Origin of the sequence: Sinomicrobium weinanense, from assembly GCF_018863395.1 — a bacterium.
GTDB classification, from domain to species: Bacteria; Bacteroidota; Bacteroidia; order Flavobacteriales; family Flavobacteriaceae; genus Sinomicrobium; species Sinomicrobium weinanense.
Genome location: NZ_JAHKRR010000007.1, coordinates 125,927 through 143,861, shown reverse-complemented (window position 1 = coordinate 143,861; position 17,935 = coordinate 125,927). Strand labels below are relative to the sequence as shown.

Below are 17,935 nucleotides of genomic sequence, written 5' to 3'. Positions count from 1 at the left end.
GTATGCAAAACTGTTATAGGCACGTTACCTACAACCGGGAGTCGGAATTGTACAACTCTGTGAAATACTTATAGAACAGCGGAATGGTTTCGATCCCTTTCAGATAGTTAAAGATGCCGAAGTGTTCGTTAGGCGAATGTATGGCATCCGTGTCCAGGCCGAAGCCCATCAGGATGGTTTTGCTTTTCAGTTCTTTTTCAAACAGGGAAATAATGGGAATGCTTCCCCCGCTTCGTTGTGGAATGGGGATGATACCAAAGGTATCGTTGTAGGCCTTGCTGGCTGCCTGGTAGCCTATGTTGTCAATGGGAGTTACGTAGGCTTGTCCGCCGTGATGCGGTTTTACCTCGACTTTTACCCCTTGGGGCGCTATACTTTCAAAATGTTTTTTGAACAATTCCGTAATTTCCACCCAATCCTGGTCGGGTACCAGTCGCATGGATATTTTAGCGTATGCTTTGGCGGGGATTACAGTTTTGGCACCTTTCCCGATATATCCTCCCCATATCCCGTTCACATCCAGGGTGGGGCGTATGGAACTCCGTTCACTGGTCGTATAGCCTTTTTCACCGTAAACCTCATCAATATTGAGGGCATTCCTGTATTTTTCGATGGAAAAAGGGGCTTTTGCCATTTCCGCGCGTTCTTCTGCGGAGATCTCCTCTACCTTGTCGTAAAAACCGGGAACAGTAATGTGGTTGTTCTCATCGTGAAGGGAGGCGATCATTTTAGTGAGGACATTGATAGGATTGGCCACGGCACCGCCATAGAGCCCCGAATGCAGGTCACGGTTGGGACCGGTAACTTCCACTTCAACATAGCTCAGTCCCCTGAGCCCGGTAGTAATGGAAGGCTGGGAGTTGCTTATCATCCCTGTATCTGAAATAAGGATAACGTCGTTCTTCAGCTTTTCCTGGTTGCGTTTTATAAACCATTCAAGGCTTTCCGAGCCTACTTCTTCCTCACCTTCTATCATGAACTTTACGTTGCAGGGGAGGGTATTGTTTTTGACCATGTATTCGAGAGCCTTGACATGCATGTACATCTGCCCCTTGTCATCACAGGCCCCCCTGGCGAAAATAGCACCTTCGGGATGGATCTCCGTTGTTTTTACCACAGGATCGAACGGCCCGCTTTCCCATAGCTCTACGGGATCGGGAGGTTGCACATCATAATGACCGTAGACCAAAACAGTCGGTAAGGCCGCATCGACGGTCTTTTCCCCGTAAACGATGGGATACCCCGGAGTGTCACAGACTTCCGCATGGTCGCACCCGGCTTGCAAAAGACTTTCCTTGACAGCTTCGGCAGTATTGAGGACATCCTGGGAAAAAGCAGGGTCGGCACTCACTGAAGGGATTCTGAGGAGCTCTATGAGTTCCCCGATAAACCGTTCTTTATTTTTCTGAACGTATGATGAAATATCTTCCATGAAGTTGATAAACTTTTATAATAAATCAAAAGTACAAAATGCCCGCTAACAATTCGTGCAAACCAACCAACAATGTTCTCAGTGCATTACATGTTTGTGCTGAGCACTTCGGCAAGCTCAGTATATCACACTTCGATAAATACTATACTGAGTTTATCGAAGTACTCAGTACATCACTTGTCGAGGCATGGCCTGTTAAAAATAAATAAAAAGTGACAGATGGGAAAGATATTTTTTTGACCGCTGCGGTCCATTATTCGAAAAATAAGCTATATTTGCAGCCCGATACCAGAAGGTATTATAGCCGCGGATGTGGTGGAACTGGTAGACACGCTAGACTTAGGATCTAGTGCCGCAAGGCGTGGGGGTTCGATTCCCTTCATCCGCACTGAGCGAGGTTTCTGTAAGAGATCTCGCTTTTTTATGTGGTTTTTTTGTTTTAATTGGTTGACTGTCAGGATTTTATTTGTAATAATTTGGTGTTCGATTTGAGAAAATTTAATGATTTCTCTTAGTTTTTATTCTTTTGATTATCAATAATTTATGTTTTTTATTTTTTCAAAAGTAGGAAAATTAAGTATAGGGCTGCTGGGAAATCGAACTTTATTATGTTTTTTTATCTGATTGATAATCAATTAGATGGTCTAGGGTTCGATAGGCTGTTTTCTTGAATTTTTTATTTATACCGTATTTAGAGGAGTAAACACCAATTTTTTCCTTAATAACCTCAATAATTACTCATTCTAACTCTACAACTGCATTTGGTGTGCTATGATATTTTCAGGCTATCCAAAAACATTAAAAAGAGGATAAGACGCTCTATGGATATTTCGGTATTCTCACACAATGGTACATTCTTACGGAATGCTGTTTTCTTTTCATAAACAAGGAGCCTTTTTTCTTTCATTTTTGAATGGTTGTGAGTAAACAGTTCCATCATTGTTGGTGTTCGGTAAATGTCATTTTGATAATATAAATTATTGTGGAATACCATGCTGACAAACACTCTTTTCTTTATAGTATTTATGGAAGCATAGATATGACGTACGTCACCGGGGAAGTCGAGGTTTTTAGTTAACAGATCAAATATTTTATTTTGACTTAAACGTTTTATAGCATCCCCCAATTCAAGAATGTTATGATTATAGGTTGTGTACCATCTGTTATAGGTATCCTTTTTGATTTCGTTTTTTATCCATTTTTCTTCTACACTATAGAGTTTTTCTTTTACCTGTTCTAATTGTTGCTTTTTTGTTTTTACAACCTTTCTGTTCCTTTTTATCAAAGATTCCATGCGAAGATGACATTTTTCTTTAATTTGTTGAATTTTCCTTTTGGTTAAACTCATAAATTCGCATATACCTAGGAATTGATGATATGCTTTTATGGCACTGATATTATTATGCCCGGGTGAGGCACACTTGTAATAGTAATAATACCTACCCGATTTGCCTCTTGAAGCCGCACCGGTGAGTGGTTTTCCACAATGGCATTTTAAGATTCCTCTTAAGGGTATATTGTCATCAATTTTAGTTCTTGTTTTCTTGGGCTTTTTCATTTTAGTTTGCACCTCATGCCAGGTTACTCTGTCAATAATGGGTTCGTGTGCTCCAGGAAACAGTCCGCCAGGATAGTTTTTGAAAGGTTTAACTTTAAGTAACCCTGCATAAGCAGGATTTTTGAGTATTCTTTGTATAGCCGTATTTCCCTTTCTTTGAAAACCAATTTTACAAGCTTTTTCCCTTATTATGTACAACGGGATTTTTCGAAGGTAGGCATCGAATATAAACCTAACGATTTTGGCTTCTCTATCTTCCACAACAAGAATACGTTCTTTACATTCTCCCGCTTTTCTGTACCCATATGGGGGAACACTGGATAAATACGGCCCTTCTTTTGCATACAATTTTTAGGGTTTAATAGGCAGTCTTCTTATAAAAATATAAAGTGGTTTATTGGGAATAATATCGAAATTTTTATAAAATAATACATCGTATGGAAAAATTCATATATTTGTATATGTAATACATAATACAATTATATGAAAATAATAGCAGCTACCTATGCTCCCATGCAGGAAGATTATTCCTTGAACACGGAAATAATACACCGCTATGCAGATTATCTCTCCGGAAATGGGGTTTGGGGAGTTTTTGTAAATGGTTCTACCGGTGATTTTGTGTCATTGACCATTGAAGAGAGAAAAATGTTGATCGAGGCTTGGGGTAAGGAAAGGCAAAACAGTCTTTACGTGATAAATCAGGTGGGGCATACTTCTTTGAAAGAAGCCTGTGAACTGGCGGAACATTCGCTTCATTTTGCGGATGCTATCTCTGCAATTGCCCCGTACTATTTTGGGGTTAAGGACCTGGGCAAACTCGTTCAGTATTGTAGGGAGATAGCTGGGGCAGCTCCCGGGTTACCTTTTTATTATTACCATATTCCGGTGCTTTCGGGGGTAGATTTCAAGATGTCCGATTTTATTAAAATTGCTCGCGAAGAAATCCCGAATTTTTCAGGAATTAAATTTACGCATAACGACCTGACAGATATACAAAAATGCGTCTCCCTGACCTGGGAATCCGGAAAAGAGGAGATTCTTTTCGGTATTGATGAAATGTTCCTGTCCAGCCTGCCCTTCGGCATAAGGGGATGGGTAGGCAGTACCTACAATCACCTGTTTCCATTGTACAGGGATATACTTGAGGCATTCAACCGGCAGGATTACCGCCAAGCCTCGGATTTACAGGAAAAAGCGGTGAAATTTGTGGAGCTCCTGGACGGTACAGCCGGTTTTAACGGTGCAGGGAAGAGCTTTATGAGGGTGTTCGGGCTGGATCTGGGCCCGAGCCGGTTTCCACATAATACATTGTCTGATACACAATTGAAAACCTTATTGGAGGAATTCGAGAAGGATGCGGTATTGAATCGCTATTTTGGCCATTTACGGGTAAATCCGGAGCCATAATCTATTTTTTTAATTTATAATGTTATACATAATACAATTTAACTAGCTTTTATAATCATTAACCAAACTCAACTATTATGAAACGATCAGAACTAAAGAAGGGAGGCAGGGATAATGGTCCCCTCTCCCCAGGCTTGAAGAAAGGAGGGCATATTACAACACTACTATTTTTAATTTTTGCCTTTTGTGGTTTTTCTTCTGATGTTTTTGCACAACAAAGGGAAATTTCCGGGAGTGTTTCCGACCAGGACAATGTACCATTGCCCGGGGCAACAATATTAGTTAAAGGGACTGCCCGGGGAACCCAAACGGACTTTGACGGGCAGTTCAATATCATGGTTGACCCCGGCGATATTCTGGTCTTCAGTTATATGGGATATGTGTCGGAAGAAATACCTGTGCAGGATCGATCGACGATTAATGTGGCTCTTCAGGAAGACTTGTCCGTACTGGATGAAGTGGTAGTTACGGGATATGGAAAACAGTCCAGGGCCAAATTAACCACCTCGGTTTCCAAATTAGATACCCGTATTCTGGAAACATCAACCAGGTCAAATGCCGCTACAGCATTGCAGGGTACCATAGCCGGGTTAAGGGTTACCAATACCACCGGACAGCCCGGTTCTACCCCGGAAATTATTTTGAGAGGAGGGACCAGCTTCGACGGTTCCGGCTCTCCCCTGATACTTATAGACGGGATACCCGGTAGTTTTTATGCCTTAAATGCCGATGATATAGAGTCGATAGAGGTGTTAAAAGATGCCGCGGCCACAGCTATCTACGGAGCGCGGTCTGCGAACGGTGTGATCCTGGTGACCACAAAAACCGGGAAAGTGGGCAGGTCGAGCATTAACTATAAGCAGAAATACAGCATGAATTACAAACGGGAAACACCCGAATATCTCGGTGCGGCAGATTTTATTAAATACAACCGGCAGGCTGTCCAATACTATAGGGAAGCGACCAATAATCCGAATGGGTTTGCCGCTTTTCTGGATGGCCCTACGGCATTCGGTACCGGAGGGAATACCACCAATTCACCTTTTACGGTCCAATACCTGACTGAAAACAACAGGTATTTGCTGAACAGGCCGGGATGGAGTACCATGGCCGACCCACTCGATCCGGCCAGGCAGATCCTCTTTCTGGAAAATGATGTCAGTGACAACATATACCAGTCCAGTCAAACCACAGATCACTACCTGTCCTTTGATGGAGGCAATGAAAAAGGGACTTATTACTTGGGACTGGGATATCTGGACAATGAAGGGTTGATCCTGGGGTCCGGGTTTAAACGGTATTCCGGTAAATTCAGCGGGTCCTACCAGATTTCCGATAAGTTCAGGGTAAATTCCAATATACTGTATTCACATTCCAACCTGAACAGAAGCCCTTTGGGGAACGACGATACCGTATTTAGAAGATTTGCCGGTCAGGCGCCTACCTCCAGGACCTATAACAATAATGAAGACGGAAGTTTGTCAGATGAGTACAATCCCGGGACCAATAGCGGATTTGGCAATCCGTTGTATTACCAGGATAAATTTATAAGAGAAAATATAGAACAACGATTATCGGCTTCTGTCGGGATGGATTGGGATATAATGTCCGACCTGACCTTGTCCTTAAAAGGAAGTCATTTCACGATCAACAATCATAACGAATCGTTTAATAAGGCATATTTAAACGGAAGTACGCTTATTACAACAAGAAACGCCTCTACCAGCCTGGAACGAACGCTTAGAAATCAATTAACGGGAACCCTGAATTACGCGAAGTCCTTTGGTGAGCATAATTTCGACTTATTGCTCGGTGCGGAATATTATAAAGACAATATTTTTTTAAGTAGTGCAGGGACCAAAAATTCCCCTACAGACTTTATCTATACCCTTAATGCCGGTAGTGAGGCCAATGGCGTGCCCAGCAGTTTCAAATCGGAAAATATTATTGTTTCCACTTTCGGGCGCTTGAATTACGATTTTAAGGACAAATATCTTGTAAGCCTTACGTTCAGGCGGGATGGCTCGTCCAGGCTCGGCAATGAGAAGTTCGGGTTCTTCCCGGGTGCCTCGATAGGATGGAATGTGCATAAAGAAGGCTTTTTTATGGATTCTCCTGTAAGTAAAGTGATCTCAAACCTAAAACCGAGGCTTAGTTATGGTGTGAACGGAAACCTGGCGTCATTGGTAGTTCCCGGCCAGGCCGATTACACGGCCAATTATGTGACCTTCGGTTCTTATGGTTCCCAGGGTATTTACGATGGCCAGACCGGTTATGCAAACACAGGCCTTCCTACTCCCGATTTACAGTGGGAACGTTCTACAACCTTCAATATGGGGCTGGATATATCGTTCTTCAAGAACAGGATTAATATAATAGCCGATTATTTTATACGCGACGTAGAAGACAAGATATCAGATTTAACATTGCCATACTGGACAGGGTTCGGTTCCATAAGGACGAATAACGGTATATTGAGGAACAAAGGTCTTGAACTGCAATTAAATGCCGATATAATCCGCAATGAAGATTTTAGCTGGAATGTGAATGGCTCTGTATCTCATATCAAAAGTTTTGTACAGCAACTACCGGATAACGATAATGAACTGAACCGGCAAGGAGGTTCGCAGATCTATAACCCGAATACCGGCGAATTAGAATGGGTCGGTGGTTTACAGGAAGGACAACGGGTTGGGACGGATCTTGTGGTAACCTATGAACAGGATTATATCTATGCAGACCAGGCCGAGGTAGATGCACATGCTGGCAGACAGGACGAATTACTGCCCGACCCCACCAAGCGATACCCTGGCGATGTGGCATGGGTGGATGTAAATAATGATGATGTTATTAATAGTTATGACAGAAAGGTCATTGGAAGGACTACTCCGGACTTTATCGGGGGCCTCAGTACGAATTTGAAATACAAGAATTTCGGATTGTTTGTAAAGACCGATTTTGCTACCGGGCATGTTATATACAATCACATTCGGGGTAAAGGGCTGGCACAGACGCAGGGCAATCTAAACCAGGATGCCCTTGTCCTTGACTCCTGGACACCCGAAAACCGCCATACGGACATCCCCAGGTTTGTGTTTGTAGATGCACAGCGAAATATTTTCAGAGGTAGTGAAGCCGTAGTAAACAGTCATTTTTGGGAAAAAGGGGACTACCTGGCCTTAAGGGAAGTTACCCTGAGTTACGACCTGCCGACAGAGGTTTTTAAAGATAAGATAAACCGGTTGAGGTTGTATGTAACAGGAAGTAATCTGCATTATTTTAAGAGCTATAGCGGAGATACACCTGAAAGGGGAGGATATCAGTACGGAGAATTCCCCGTACCGAGAACATTTACTGTTGGACTTGATTTAACCTTTTAAAACAAACGCCATGCGATATTTATATATATTTTTAGCATTGACAATACTCGGTTCGTGCGAAAGCGAATTGGAGTTAACAGCGCCAAGTGAATTAACAGCTTCCGGGTTCTGGGATTCGGAAAACGGTGCCAGAGCTGCACATTCCGGACTTTACGGTTCATTGCGGGATCTGAATTCTACGATGTGGTTGCTCGGGGAGATCCGGAGTGATGTATGGGGAGGGCAAACGTTTGAATCTCCTGATAACCTGAACCTGATAGAATCTAACATAACAGTTTCCACGGCCCCTTTTGGCGGCTGGGCCGGAATTTATACCAGGATCCATCAATTAAATGATTTTTTACTGAATGTTCCGGATATAACGTTCGGGAATATAGCTGAAAAGAACCACATGCTGGGACAGGCTTATGGCCTGAGGGCACTGTATTATTACACTTTATTGAAAACCTGGGGAGGTGTTCCGATCACAACCGAACCCTTGGCTACAACAAATCCCGAAGGATTGAGCAAGCCGAGATCATCCGAAGGAGATGTCATGGCACAAATAAAATCGGACATAACGGCTTCCCTGGATGCTTTCGGGGGAGATAGTTCCTTTTGGCAGGGCAAACGCATTTACTGGTCCAAAGCAGCAACCCTGGCGCTTAAGGGAGAGGTGTACATCTGGTCCGGCACATTGCTCAACGGGGGAGAAGCAGACTATACAGTGGCTAAAAATGCTTTGCTGCAAATACAGGATATGGACGTACAGCTGGAACCGGATTATGGGGAGTTGTGGTCTACAGACAATGAAAACAACAGGGAGTTTATTTTTGCCCTTCAATACGAGCAGGACCAGGCTACGAATTTTTACAGCAGTTTTACGGGGCGGACCACGGAGATCCAGCCACAATACGACGATAAAGGAAATTCCATGAATGATTTTATCGTGAACGGGGCAAACAGGTACGGACCGTCTGAAAAAACATTGTTGCTTACGGATGATACGCTGGATACCCGGAAAGACGCTACTTTTATCCGGCTGTATAAAGATGATAACGGAGGAGCCGGCTATCCCGTATATGATGGCGCACAATATTTTGGTGCTGTTATCCGTAAATTCGGCGGAAGTATTGACGGAAGCATCAGAATATCGGATAACGATGTCCCTTTATACCGGTATGCGGACGTGCTGTTACTACTGGCGGAAGTAAAGAACCGGCTCGGGGAGGACCCTTCTGCCGAGATCAACCAGGTCAGAAAGCGTGCTTATGCCGGGAATTATGACGCTGCAATACATGCATATGTCAATGGTTCTGAAGAAGACAACACCAAGGCGATCCTGGATGAACGATATAAGGAATTTATTGCCGAAGGTAAACGGTGGTGGGACCTTCGAAGGGCAGGTGATAAATATGTGACGGATAATGTGCAATTTTTAAGCCCCGGCGAGGAATATAAGCTCTTGTTGCCGATAACCCTGGATATGATAGGCAGGAATCCCATGCTGGAGCAAACTCCGGGCTATGAATAGATATGGGATAAAAACTGGCTGAGAAACAGTACAATCCTGTATCGATAGCCGGTTTTAGTCTGGGTTAGTTAGAAAGAGGGGGAAGCCCCTCTTTTTATTTGGAGTTAAAAATCCGGTCAAAGTGAGGTTCCAGATGCCTTCGCATGGCATTGCGGAAGGTCTCGGGAGTTCCCACCTTCAGGTTGTCCAGTAACATTCGGTGAGTGACAAACTTACCCGATGAGTATGCATAAGTCCCGTTGTTTTTGAACTCTTCTTGTTGGTACAGGTATTCAAAAACCGGTAGCAGCAGGTCCTGGAAACGTTGCAGGGTGGTATTTTTGGAGATCTGGTATAGCTTTCCATGAAAAGCAATCTCCTTGTCCAGGGAAAAGACCGTTTTGTCATAGCTGGTTTCTTCTTCCGTTCGTACAATGTTCTCCAGCTCCTCCAGATCCTCTTTTGTTTTGTATTCAAAAAGAAAGTCGGCCATTCCCATTTCCAGGATCAGGCGGAGTTCAAATAGACTCTTTAAAGTATTTGCCCCGAGAAGGGTAGGGTCCAGGATACGTTCAAAATTATTGATGATATCCGGTTCTTTGAAGATCATGCCCCGGTGTTTCTTCGATTCGATAAATCCCAGGGTCCGTAAACGCAACAGTGCTTCCCGGACCACGGTACGGCTCACCCCTAACGACTCGGAAAGATCTATCTCCCTGGAGATGGGATCTCCGGGCTTCAGGTTGTTCTCTTTGAAATACTGCATAAGCCTCAACTCTACCTTATCGACCAGGGACAGGGTATCCACAGGCCCTATTTTTTTCATTTTTTTCATATCACTTTCCTGTTATAGATCGTCATTCGGTAATCCCGGGGGCGGGATTTTTTACAAAAATAGTATTGTTAATCAATGCCGGGTATATATAATACTTTATTTTATGTATTTAATACCATAAAAAGATGGCAGTATCATCAAAATTACATAAATTTGTATTATGTTATACATAATATATGAAATATTCTCAACTTTATAAAGATACGCTCTTCGAAAATATCATCCCATTCTGGGAGAAGAATTCTTTGGACCGCACTTATGGAGGCTATTTTACCTGTTTAACGCAAACAGGTGAAGTGTACGATACAGATAAATTTATGTGGCTGCAGGGAAGGCAGGCCTGGATGTTCTCCATGTTATACAATAATGTGGCCCCGGAACCACGTTGGCTGGATATCGCCAGATCGGGTGTGGACTTTATCCGGGAACACGGAATGGACAAGGATGGAAATATCTATTTTTCTACCACCAGAGACGGCAGGCCATTGGTGGAACCGTATAACATTTTTTCCGATTGTTTTGCGGCTATGGCTTTTGCCCAATATTCCAGGGCAGCCGGGGACAGATCGTTTAAAACCCTGGCCAGGAACACATATTTCAATATTATAGAGAAGAGGGATAATCCGAAAGGGCGCTATGAGAAAAGCACCGGTGCCAGGCCCTTAAAAGGGTTTTCGCTCCCCATGATCCTGTCGAACCTCGTTTTGGAGCTCGAAGATGTACTGGGGTCTGAAGACGTGGAAATGACAATAGATCACAGTGTCCGTGAGGTGATGCAGGTCTTTTTACGGGAAAGGTCCGGTATTGTTTACGAATTTGTCCATAAGGACCATTCGCTATCCGATAGTTTCGAAGGCAGGCTGCTCAATCCGGGGCACGGCATTGAGGCGATGTGGTTTATGCTGGATATAGCCGCCCGCCGGAATGATGTGGAACTCCGGGAAAAGGCTACCCGGACCATTTTAAATATCCTTGAGTACAGCTGGGACGAAAAATACGGGGGGATCTTTTATTTTATGGACGCCAAAGGACATCCGCTCCAACAACTGGAATGGGATCAGAAATTGTGGTGGGTACACCTGGAAACTCTGGTAGCACTGGCCAAGGCATATGAACAAACACAAAACGATGCCATATGGCAATGGTATGAGAAAGTACATCACTATACCTGGTCTCATTTTCCGGATCCTGCCCGTGGAGAATGGTTCGGGTATCTGAACAGGCAGGGGCAGCCTTTGCTTACACTGAAAGGAGGGAAGTGGAAAGGTTGTTTTCACGTGCCGCGTGCCATGTACCAGTGCTGGAAAACTTTTGAACGCATTGAAAACCAACGACAAGACTAAAATTTACATCCTATGAAAAATTACCTGAACCTGTTTCTGTGTGTATGGGCATTGCTTCTTATGGCTGCCTGTAACAACCAAAAGGAAGTGCATAAAATAACCGTAAATACCCGGCAACCCGTATTGCCCGTTTTGGCTAATAAAGAAAAGAACAAGGTGTTGGCCATCAGGTTCAATATCCCTGAAGATAGTGTTCCCGGTGAGGTCAGAGTAAAATCGTTTACGTTCGGTTTTAAGGGAACCACACAAACAGATGATATTGCAGAGGCATTGGTTTTATATGCTTCTGAAGACGACTTCTCCCGGGCATCACTTTTTGGTTCTGTAACAGATATCGGACCCCGGGCAAAGGTCACAGGCGAGCAATACCTGGATTCCGGAGAACATTACTTTTGGTTAGCTGTGCGATTGAAAGGTACCCCCGATCTGTTGCATAAAATCGGGGCGCAACTCACACATGTCGGGCTGGACGATAAAAATGAGATCCTGGAGATAGCACAGGAACCGTCAAAACCACAGCGTATTGGCATTGCAGTCCGTCAAAAACACGATGACGGTGCGGATACCTACCGCATACCCGGACTGGCAACGACCAATAAAGGGGCGCTCATTGCGGTTTATGATGTGCGCTATAACAATTCGGCAGACCTGCAGGAGGATATAGATGTGGGGATGAGCAGAAGTACCGACGGAGGACAGACCTGGGAGAATATGAAGATCATTATGGACATGAAGGAATACGGTGGCAGGCCCCAGGATGAAAACGGTATAGGCGACCCTGCCGTTCTGGTAGATAGAAAGACCAATACCATATGGGTTGCGGCGCTGTGGTTAAGCGGCAATAAGGGCAAAAGGGCCTGGAATGCCTCTAAACCGGGAATGACTCCCGAAGAAACAGGGCAGTTTGTCCTGGTTAAAAGTGAGGACGACGGACTTACCTGGTCCGATCCCATAAACATAACCCCTCAGATCAAGGACCCGGACTGGCAGTTATTTTTTAATGGCCCGGGATCGGGGATAACCATGAAGGACGGTACTCTGGTTTTTGCGGCACAATATAAAGATAAGGATAAGGTGCCTTATTCTACCATTATTTACAGCAGGGACGGCGGTAAAACATGGCATGTAGGTACCGGTGCCAAATCAGATACCACAGAAGCCCAGGTCGTTGAATTGTCCGATGGCAGTTTGATGTTGAATATGCGCGATAACCGTAATCACCAGGGCCGAAAAGACTCTTTAAACGGCCGCTCCGTAGCCATAACCAGGGATATGGGGAAAACCTGGGCAGAACATCCCACCTCCCGGAAAGCATTGCAGGAGTCTACATGCATGGCAAGTATTATTGAAGTGGATGTTGCAGGAAAGAACAGCGTGTTGTTCTTCTCTAACCCCGATTCCAGGGCTGCAAGAGACCATATCACCATCAAGGCCAGCATAGACGATGGTATGTCATGGCCACAGGAGAACCAGCTGGAAATCTATGAAGAAAACACCTATGGCTATTCCTGCCTGACTCAGGTTGACAAGGATCATGCAGGCATCCTGTATGAAGGCCGGGGAGACCTGTATTTTCAAAAAATACCCATAGAAGATATTTTTAGCGGATTATAATCGATATACAGGTAGGGCTAACCGGTCGGGTCTTACTTCAGGTAAATCACACACCTCAAAAATGATAAAAGGACAAAAAAATTTAATATGGTTTATCCTGTTCTTGCTTGTAAACAGGGCAAATAGCCAGGAAGATATTTTTAAATCCAGGCTTACCGCAGATGAGCTGCAAAAGGCCCCGGTAAAACTCATTCCGTATCCGCAGGAAGCGGTGTGGGGAAGAGGGAGTGCATCCTTTGAAGCGGTTAAATTGTCATCAGATGTTGTATTATCCCAGTCGTTGATGGATGAGTTCCTGGACATTTTAAACGAAAATCACATAGAGCTCTCCGAAAGGTCCCGAAAGTCCGTCGTGTTCAAAACCGTAAAAAATATGCCGGCAGAAGGATATGTTTTGGAAGTCGGGAAAAAGAGCATTCAGATCAGGGCTTCGGACAATGCCGGCCGTTTTTATGCCATGCAAACGCTGAGGCAGCTTATCGCTGTTTCCGGCGGAAAAGCTGCGATACAGATGTGTGCTATCCGGGATAAGCCCGCCTTTCCGGTACGTGGTTATATGGTAGATGTCGGCAGAAACTTTCAGAGCCTGGAACTATTGAAGCATCAAATTGATGTCATGGCCAGGTATAAGTTTAACGTCTTTCAATGGCATTTGACCGACAGGCCGGCATGGCGTATAGAAAGCAAAGTCTTTCCGGAGCTTACAGCCGCCGGGAATCACCGGCAAACACGAGATCCCGGAAAATATTATACTTATAATGAAATAAGGGAGCTCATAAAGTATGCTGAAAAAAAGCAGATACAGGTAATTCCCGAGATTGACATGCCCGGACACAGCGACTCTTTTATGACAGCGACCGGGCATAAAATGGAATCACCGGAAGGAATGAAGATCCTGGAAAAGGCGCTGAGTGAATTTTTTGAGGAAATACCAAAGGAACTTTGCCCGACCGTCCATATCGGTTCGGATGAAGTTAAAATAGACAATCCCGAAGAATTTATCACCAGAATGGTGAGTGCATGTGAAAGTCACGGAAGAGAAGTTATTATATGGAACCCGGGCCTTCCGGCCAGTCAAAATGTAATTCGTCAAACCTGGAAACCCGATCACATAGAAGAGAATACATACAGGGAGATCGACTCATGGAACAGCTATATCAATAACGGCGATCCATTTGTGCATATCTCCAAGCTGTTTTTTAAGCCGATAGGCAAAGGTTCCGTAAACGATGTGCAGGGAGGGATTATCTGTATGTGGAATGATGTCAATTCAGATAAAGAAGATGATTTTATTAGGAATAACCCGCTTTATCCTTCATTATTAACCTATGCCTGGAAAACCTGGACTGCTGATGTGCAGCATGCCTCAAAAGAATACCTGACCAAGATCCCCTTAAAAGGAACGCCGGAAAACACCTATTTCAAGGCATTTGAAGAGTTCTTAATGTACCATAAAGAAAAATACTTTAAGGAAGAACCCTTTCCCTACACCTATCAGGCGCAGACGCATTGGAAATTATTCGGCCCTTTTGATGCTTCTGAACCGGATATGACTTCCGGAAAAATACGTCTCCTTGCAAAAGATACCAATAATTACAAATCGGCAACGGGAAATACCATATATATCAAAGACCGGTTTAAGCTGGGAGGTTACTATCCCGGCGCTAAACCCGGAGAAGATTATTACGCCGTGACCTATATCCATTCAAAAGAAGAAACAGGCCTAAATGCCTGGATAGGTTTTGAGACCCCTTTCAGGGCCAACCGGGTATACGCGGGTACACCGGAGTCTGGTGAATGGGATGTGAACGGCGGAAATATCTGGATTAACGACATTGAATTGGCGGCACCTCACTGGAAAAACCCCGGATGGAAACCCTCGAAAACCTCCGGTTGGGGAAGTGCCGAAGACCAGGAAATTCCGTGGAGGGATGAAGAATTGTACTGGACCAGGAATAAAGTCACCGTACCTTTAAAGCAGGGCTGGAACGAAATCATAATAAAAGTCCCCGGGAGCAACGATTATCAAAACTGGATGTTCACATTCGCTCCTTTTTATGATAATGAGTTCCTGATATCCGATTTCCCAACGAAATAAACAGCGAGGCACTACACCGATGAAAATAATTAACCGACCACTTTTTAAGGGAAATAAAAACAGATGCTTTTTTCTGCTATTGGTCCTTTTCAATGCATTTGTACATGCACTTCATGCAAAGGGAGTCGATAGCACCAGGATTAAGGCAACAAACCTGTCCGGGCTTCCTGCCCCACCTGGCCAACAGGAATCTTTGGGATATGCCGGGATGCTGGGAGGTGTTCATAACAATATGGTTATTGCTGCCGGAGGCGCCAATTTTCCGGAGGCCATGCCCTGGGAAGGTGGTGAAAAAGTCTGGAGCGATAAGATATATTTTTATAAGAATGGACAATGGGCCCTTTCCGAAAATAAACTGCCTTTTCCCGTGGCCTATGCAGCCTCCGTTTCTACAGATAAAGGGATCTTCAGTATAGGGGGAGATAACCGGGATACCACAAGTGATAAGGTCTTTCTGTTTAAGTATGATGCAGACAACAAAGAAGTTGTTGTAAATCAATATACCCCTTTGCCCGAACCGTTGTCCTATACGGCTGCCGTTTATGTTAACGGATATATATATGTTGCAGGGGGGAAAAACGATAAAGGGAGTACAAATGTTTTTTACCGTATAAATATCCACAACAACAGTGGTATCTGGGAAAAACTGCCAAACTTTCCGGGCCCGCCGAGGGCTGTCCATGCTATGGCTGTTCAGGAAACTTCCACCGCCAAAAGAATATTCGTCATCGGAGGGAGAAATGAAATGACCGGAAAAAAGTCCGTGGCCCTGTCCGGCTATCTTTCTTATGACCTGAAAACAGGGGACTGGAAAGAAGAAGGAAAAATTTTGATACACGGAGAGGAAAAGTTGGTCATGGGGGCTTCGGTAGAGGCAAAGGGCTCCATGCATATCCTGGTTTATGGAGGTTCTGATGAAAAACTGTTCGATAAAATAGAACGTTTGTCATTAGAAGAGCGGCGCCAAAAGAATGATTCCCTTAAGGCCGGGCTTATCCAAAAGAGAAAAGATATCTTAAACCATCACCCGGGCTTTCAAAAGGAAGTACTGGCCTATAACACCATTACGCATAAGTGGTTCGTGTACAATACAATGGAGGGGCATATTCCGGTAACGGCGTTATCCTTTAAAAAAGGAGATGATTTTTTAATTGTTTCCGGCGAAGTGTCCCCCGGGATCAGGACTCCGGAAGTTCTCCAATTCAGTACCGGAGAAAGAAAAGGTAAATTTGGATGGTTAAACTATGCCGTTCTTTTTTTATATTTAATGCTGTCCCTGGCTATTGGGATCTACTTTTCCAGAAAACAAAAATCCACGGAAGATTATTTTGTAGGAGGCGGGAGAATACCGTGGTGGGCCTCAGGACTGAGTGTTTTCGGAACCTTATTGAGTGCCATCACCTTTATGGCTATTCCTGCCAAGGCATTTATTACGGATTGGTCATACTTCTTTTTGAATATAGCGGCCATAGCTATTACGCCCTTGATCGCGTTCTTATTTATTCCGTACTTCAACCGGTTAAAGATCAGGACGGCCTACGAATTTCTGGAAGACAGGTTTAATTATCTGGCCAGGGCCCTGGGCAGCCTGTCATTTATTCTATTCCAGCTGGGAAGAATAGGCATAGTATTGTTACTCCCTTCTTTGGCCATTTCCATTGTAACCGGGATTTCCGTGGAAACGAGTATTCTTATTATGGGGATCATCTGTATCGCCTACACCACTTTCGGAGGGATAGAGGCCGTAATATGGACGGATGTATTGCAGGTCATTGTACTTTTGGGGGGTAGCGTTTTGGCGGTTGCCTGGATATTGCTTCATACCGAAACCCCTTTCGGGGAAATGATCAGCTATACCTCTGAGCAAGGTAAGTTCAATATTGCAGATCTGGATTTTGATTTTACGGAATCCACTTTTTGGGTGGTATTTGTAGGAGGCCTGGCTTCGGCCATGGTAACACAGGGTACGGACCAGACCATAGTGCAACGCTATTTGACCAGCAGAAGTGTAAAGGATTCGCAAAAAACATTGTACACCAATGCCGTGCTTACCCTGCCGGCAACGATCATTTTCTTCGGGATCGGTACCCTGTTGTTTATTTTCTATACCGAAATGCCCAACAGCTTATCCCCTGAAATTTCAAATAACGATTCTATTTTCCCGTGGTACATAGTCAACGAGTTACCTGTCGGGGTTTCCGGGCTTTTGATCGCGGGTATATTTTCTGCCGCCATGTCCAGTATAAGCAGCAGTTTAAATTCGGTTTCAACGGCCTTTTGCAACGATTTCTATAAACATTACAATCCGAAAACAGGCGATTTAAAATTGTTAAAAATAGCTCGATGGATCACCGTATTGACGGGGCTGGCAGGGACCATACTTGCATTGTGGATGGCTAACTCCGGCATAAAATCGCTTTGGGACCAATTCTACAGGTTTTTAGGATTGTTCACCGGTGGATTGGGAGGAATGTTCTTACTGGGCATGCTCACAAAAACGGCAAATTCCAGGGGAACGTTGACAGGCCTGGTGCTCAGTGGAATCTTAATATGGTTTGTAAGCGTATATACGGCAATAAATTTTTTAATGTATGCATTGCTCGGGCTTGTATCGTGTTTTGCTTTTGGGTATATGTTCAGTATGGTCTTAAAAGAAAAGAACAATGAAAAAATATAGTGGTGAATTTAAATGCCCAACTCTCATTGCCGGATATATTTACGGATAATATGGTATTGTAACAAGGTAAAATTGTCCGTTTCTGGGGTAAGGGAG

Annotated in this window: 10 protein-coding genes and 1 tRNA gene; 8 read left to right on the top strand and 3 right to left on the bottom strand. The window is 44.1% G+C overall.

What is annotated here, in order from left to right:
• Nucleotides 1-28: 28 nt before the first annotated feature.
• Nucleotides 29-1,432: a dipeptidase gene (locus KN811_RS17365; RefSeq protein ID WP_187964112.1), complete on the bottom strand. Its 1,404-nt coding sequence runs from the start codon at nt 1,430-1,432 to the stop codon at nt 29-31.
• 306 nt (nt 1,433-1,738) lie between these two features.
• Here KN811_RS17365 and KN811_RS17360 point away from each other — a divergent pair.
• A tRNA-Leu gene (locus KN811_RS17360) sits at nt 1,739-1,820 on the top strand.
• Nucleotides 1,821-2,201: 381 nt separating this feature from the next.
• On the opposite strand, the gene KN811_RS17355 is transcribed toward KN811_RS17360, so the two are convergent.
• The gene (locus KN811_RS17355; protein WP_187964113.1) at nt 2,202-3,338 is read right to left on the bottom strand and encodes a recombinase family protein; all 1,137 of its coding nucleotides are present in this window, start codon (nt 3,336-3,338) and stop codon (nt 2,202-2,204) included.
• A gap of 135 nt (nt 3,339-3,473) precedes the next feature.
• On the opposite strand from KN811_RS17355, the gene KN811_RS17350 reads away from it, so the two are divergent.
• The 3 genes from KN811_RS17350 to KN811_RS17340 all read left to right on the top strand — a co-directional run bounded on the left by KN811_RS17350 (nt 3,474) and on the right by KN811_RS17340 (nt 9,293).
• Complete coding sequence (locus KN811_RS17350) at nt 3,474-4,400, top strand: dihydrodipicolinate synthase family protein (RefSeq protein WP_187964114.1); 927 nt, start codon at nt 3,474-3,476, stop codon at nt 4,398-4,400.
• Nucleotides 4,401-4,477: 77 nt separating this feature from the next.
• Nucleotides 4,478-7,780 carry a SusC/RagA family TonB-linked outer membrane protein gene (locus tag KN811_RS17345; protein WP_187964115.1) on the top strand — a complete coding sequence of 1,101 codons (3,303 nt, stop codon included), beginning with the start codon at nt 4,478-4,480 and terminating at the stop codon, nt 7,778-7,780.
• Between the two features lie 10 nt (nt 7,781-7,790).
• On the top strand, nt 7,791-9,293 hold the full coding sequence (locus tag KN811_RS17340; protein WP_187964116.1) for a RagB/SusD family nutrient uptake outer membrane protein: 1,503 nt from the start codon (nt 7,791-7,793) through the stop codon (nt 9,291-9,293).
• Between the two features lie 94 nt (nt 9,294-9,387).
• On the opposite strand, the gene KN811_RS17335 is transcribed toward KN811_RS17340, so the two are convergent.
• Complete coding sequence (locus tag KN811_RS17335) at nt 9,388-10,107, bottom strand: FadR/GntR family transcriptional regulator (RefSeq protein WP_187964117.1); 720 nt, start codon at nt 10,105-10,107, stop codon at nt 9,388-9,390.
• 176 nt (nt 10,108-10,283) lie between these two features.
• Here KN811_RS17335 and KN811_RS17330 point away from each other — a divergent pair, with 176 nt between their 5' ends.
• From KN811_RS17330 to KN811_RS17315, 4 genes are all read left to right on the top strand, one after another.
• Entirely contained in the window at nt 10,284-11,450 is a 1,167-nt protein-coding gene (locus KN811_RS17330) for a n-acyl-d-glucosamine 2-epimerase (RefSeq protein ID WP_187964118.1), read from the top strand.
• A 12-nt stretch (nt 11,451-11,462) separates the two neighbouring features.
• Nucleotides 11,463-13,064: a sialidase family protein gene (locus tag KN811_RS17325; RefSeq protein ID WP_247716540.1), complete on the top strand. Its 1,602-nt coding sequence runs from the start codon at nt 11,463-11,465 to the stop codon at nt 13,062-13,064.
• A 61-nt stretch (nt 13,065-13,125) separates the two neighbouring features.
• A complete protein-coding gene (locus KN811_RS17320) occupies nt 13,126-15,162 on the top strand; it encodes a family 20 glycosylhydrolase (RefSeq protein WP_187964119.1) in 2,037 nt (678 codons plus the stop codon).
• A gap of 19 nt (nt 15,163-15,181) precedes the next feature.
• Complete coding sequence (locus KN811_RS17315) at nt 15,182-17,839, top strand: sodium:solute symporter family protein (RefSeq protein WP_187964120.1); 2,658 nt, start codon at nt 15,182-15,184, stop codon at nt 17,837-17,839.
• Nucleotides 17,840-17,935 lie beyond the last annotated feature (96 nt).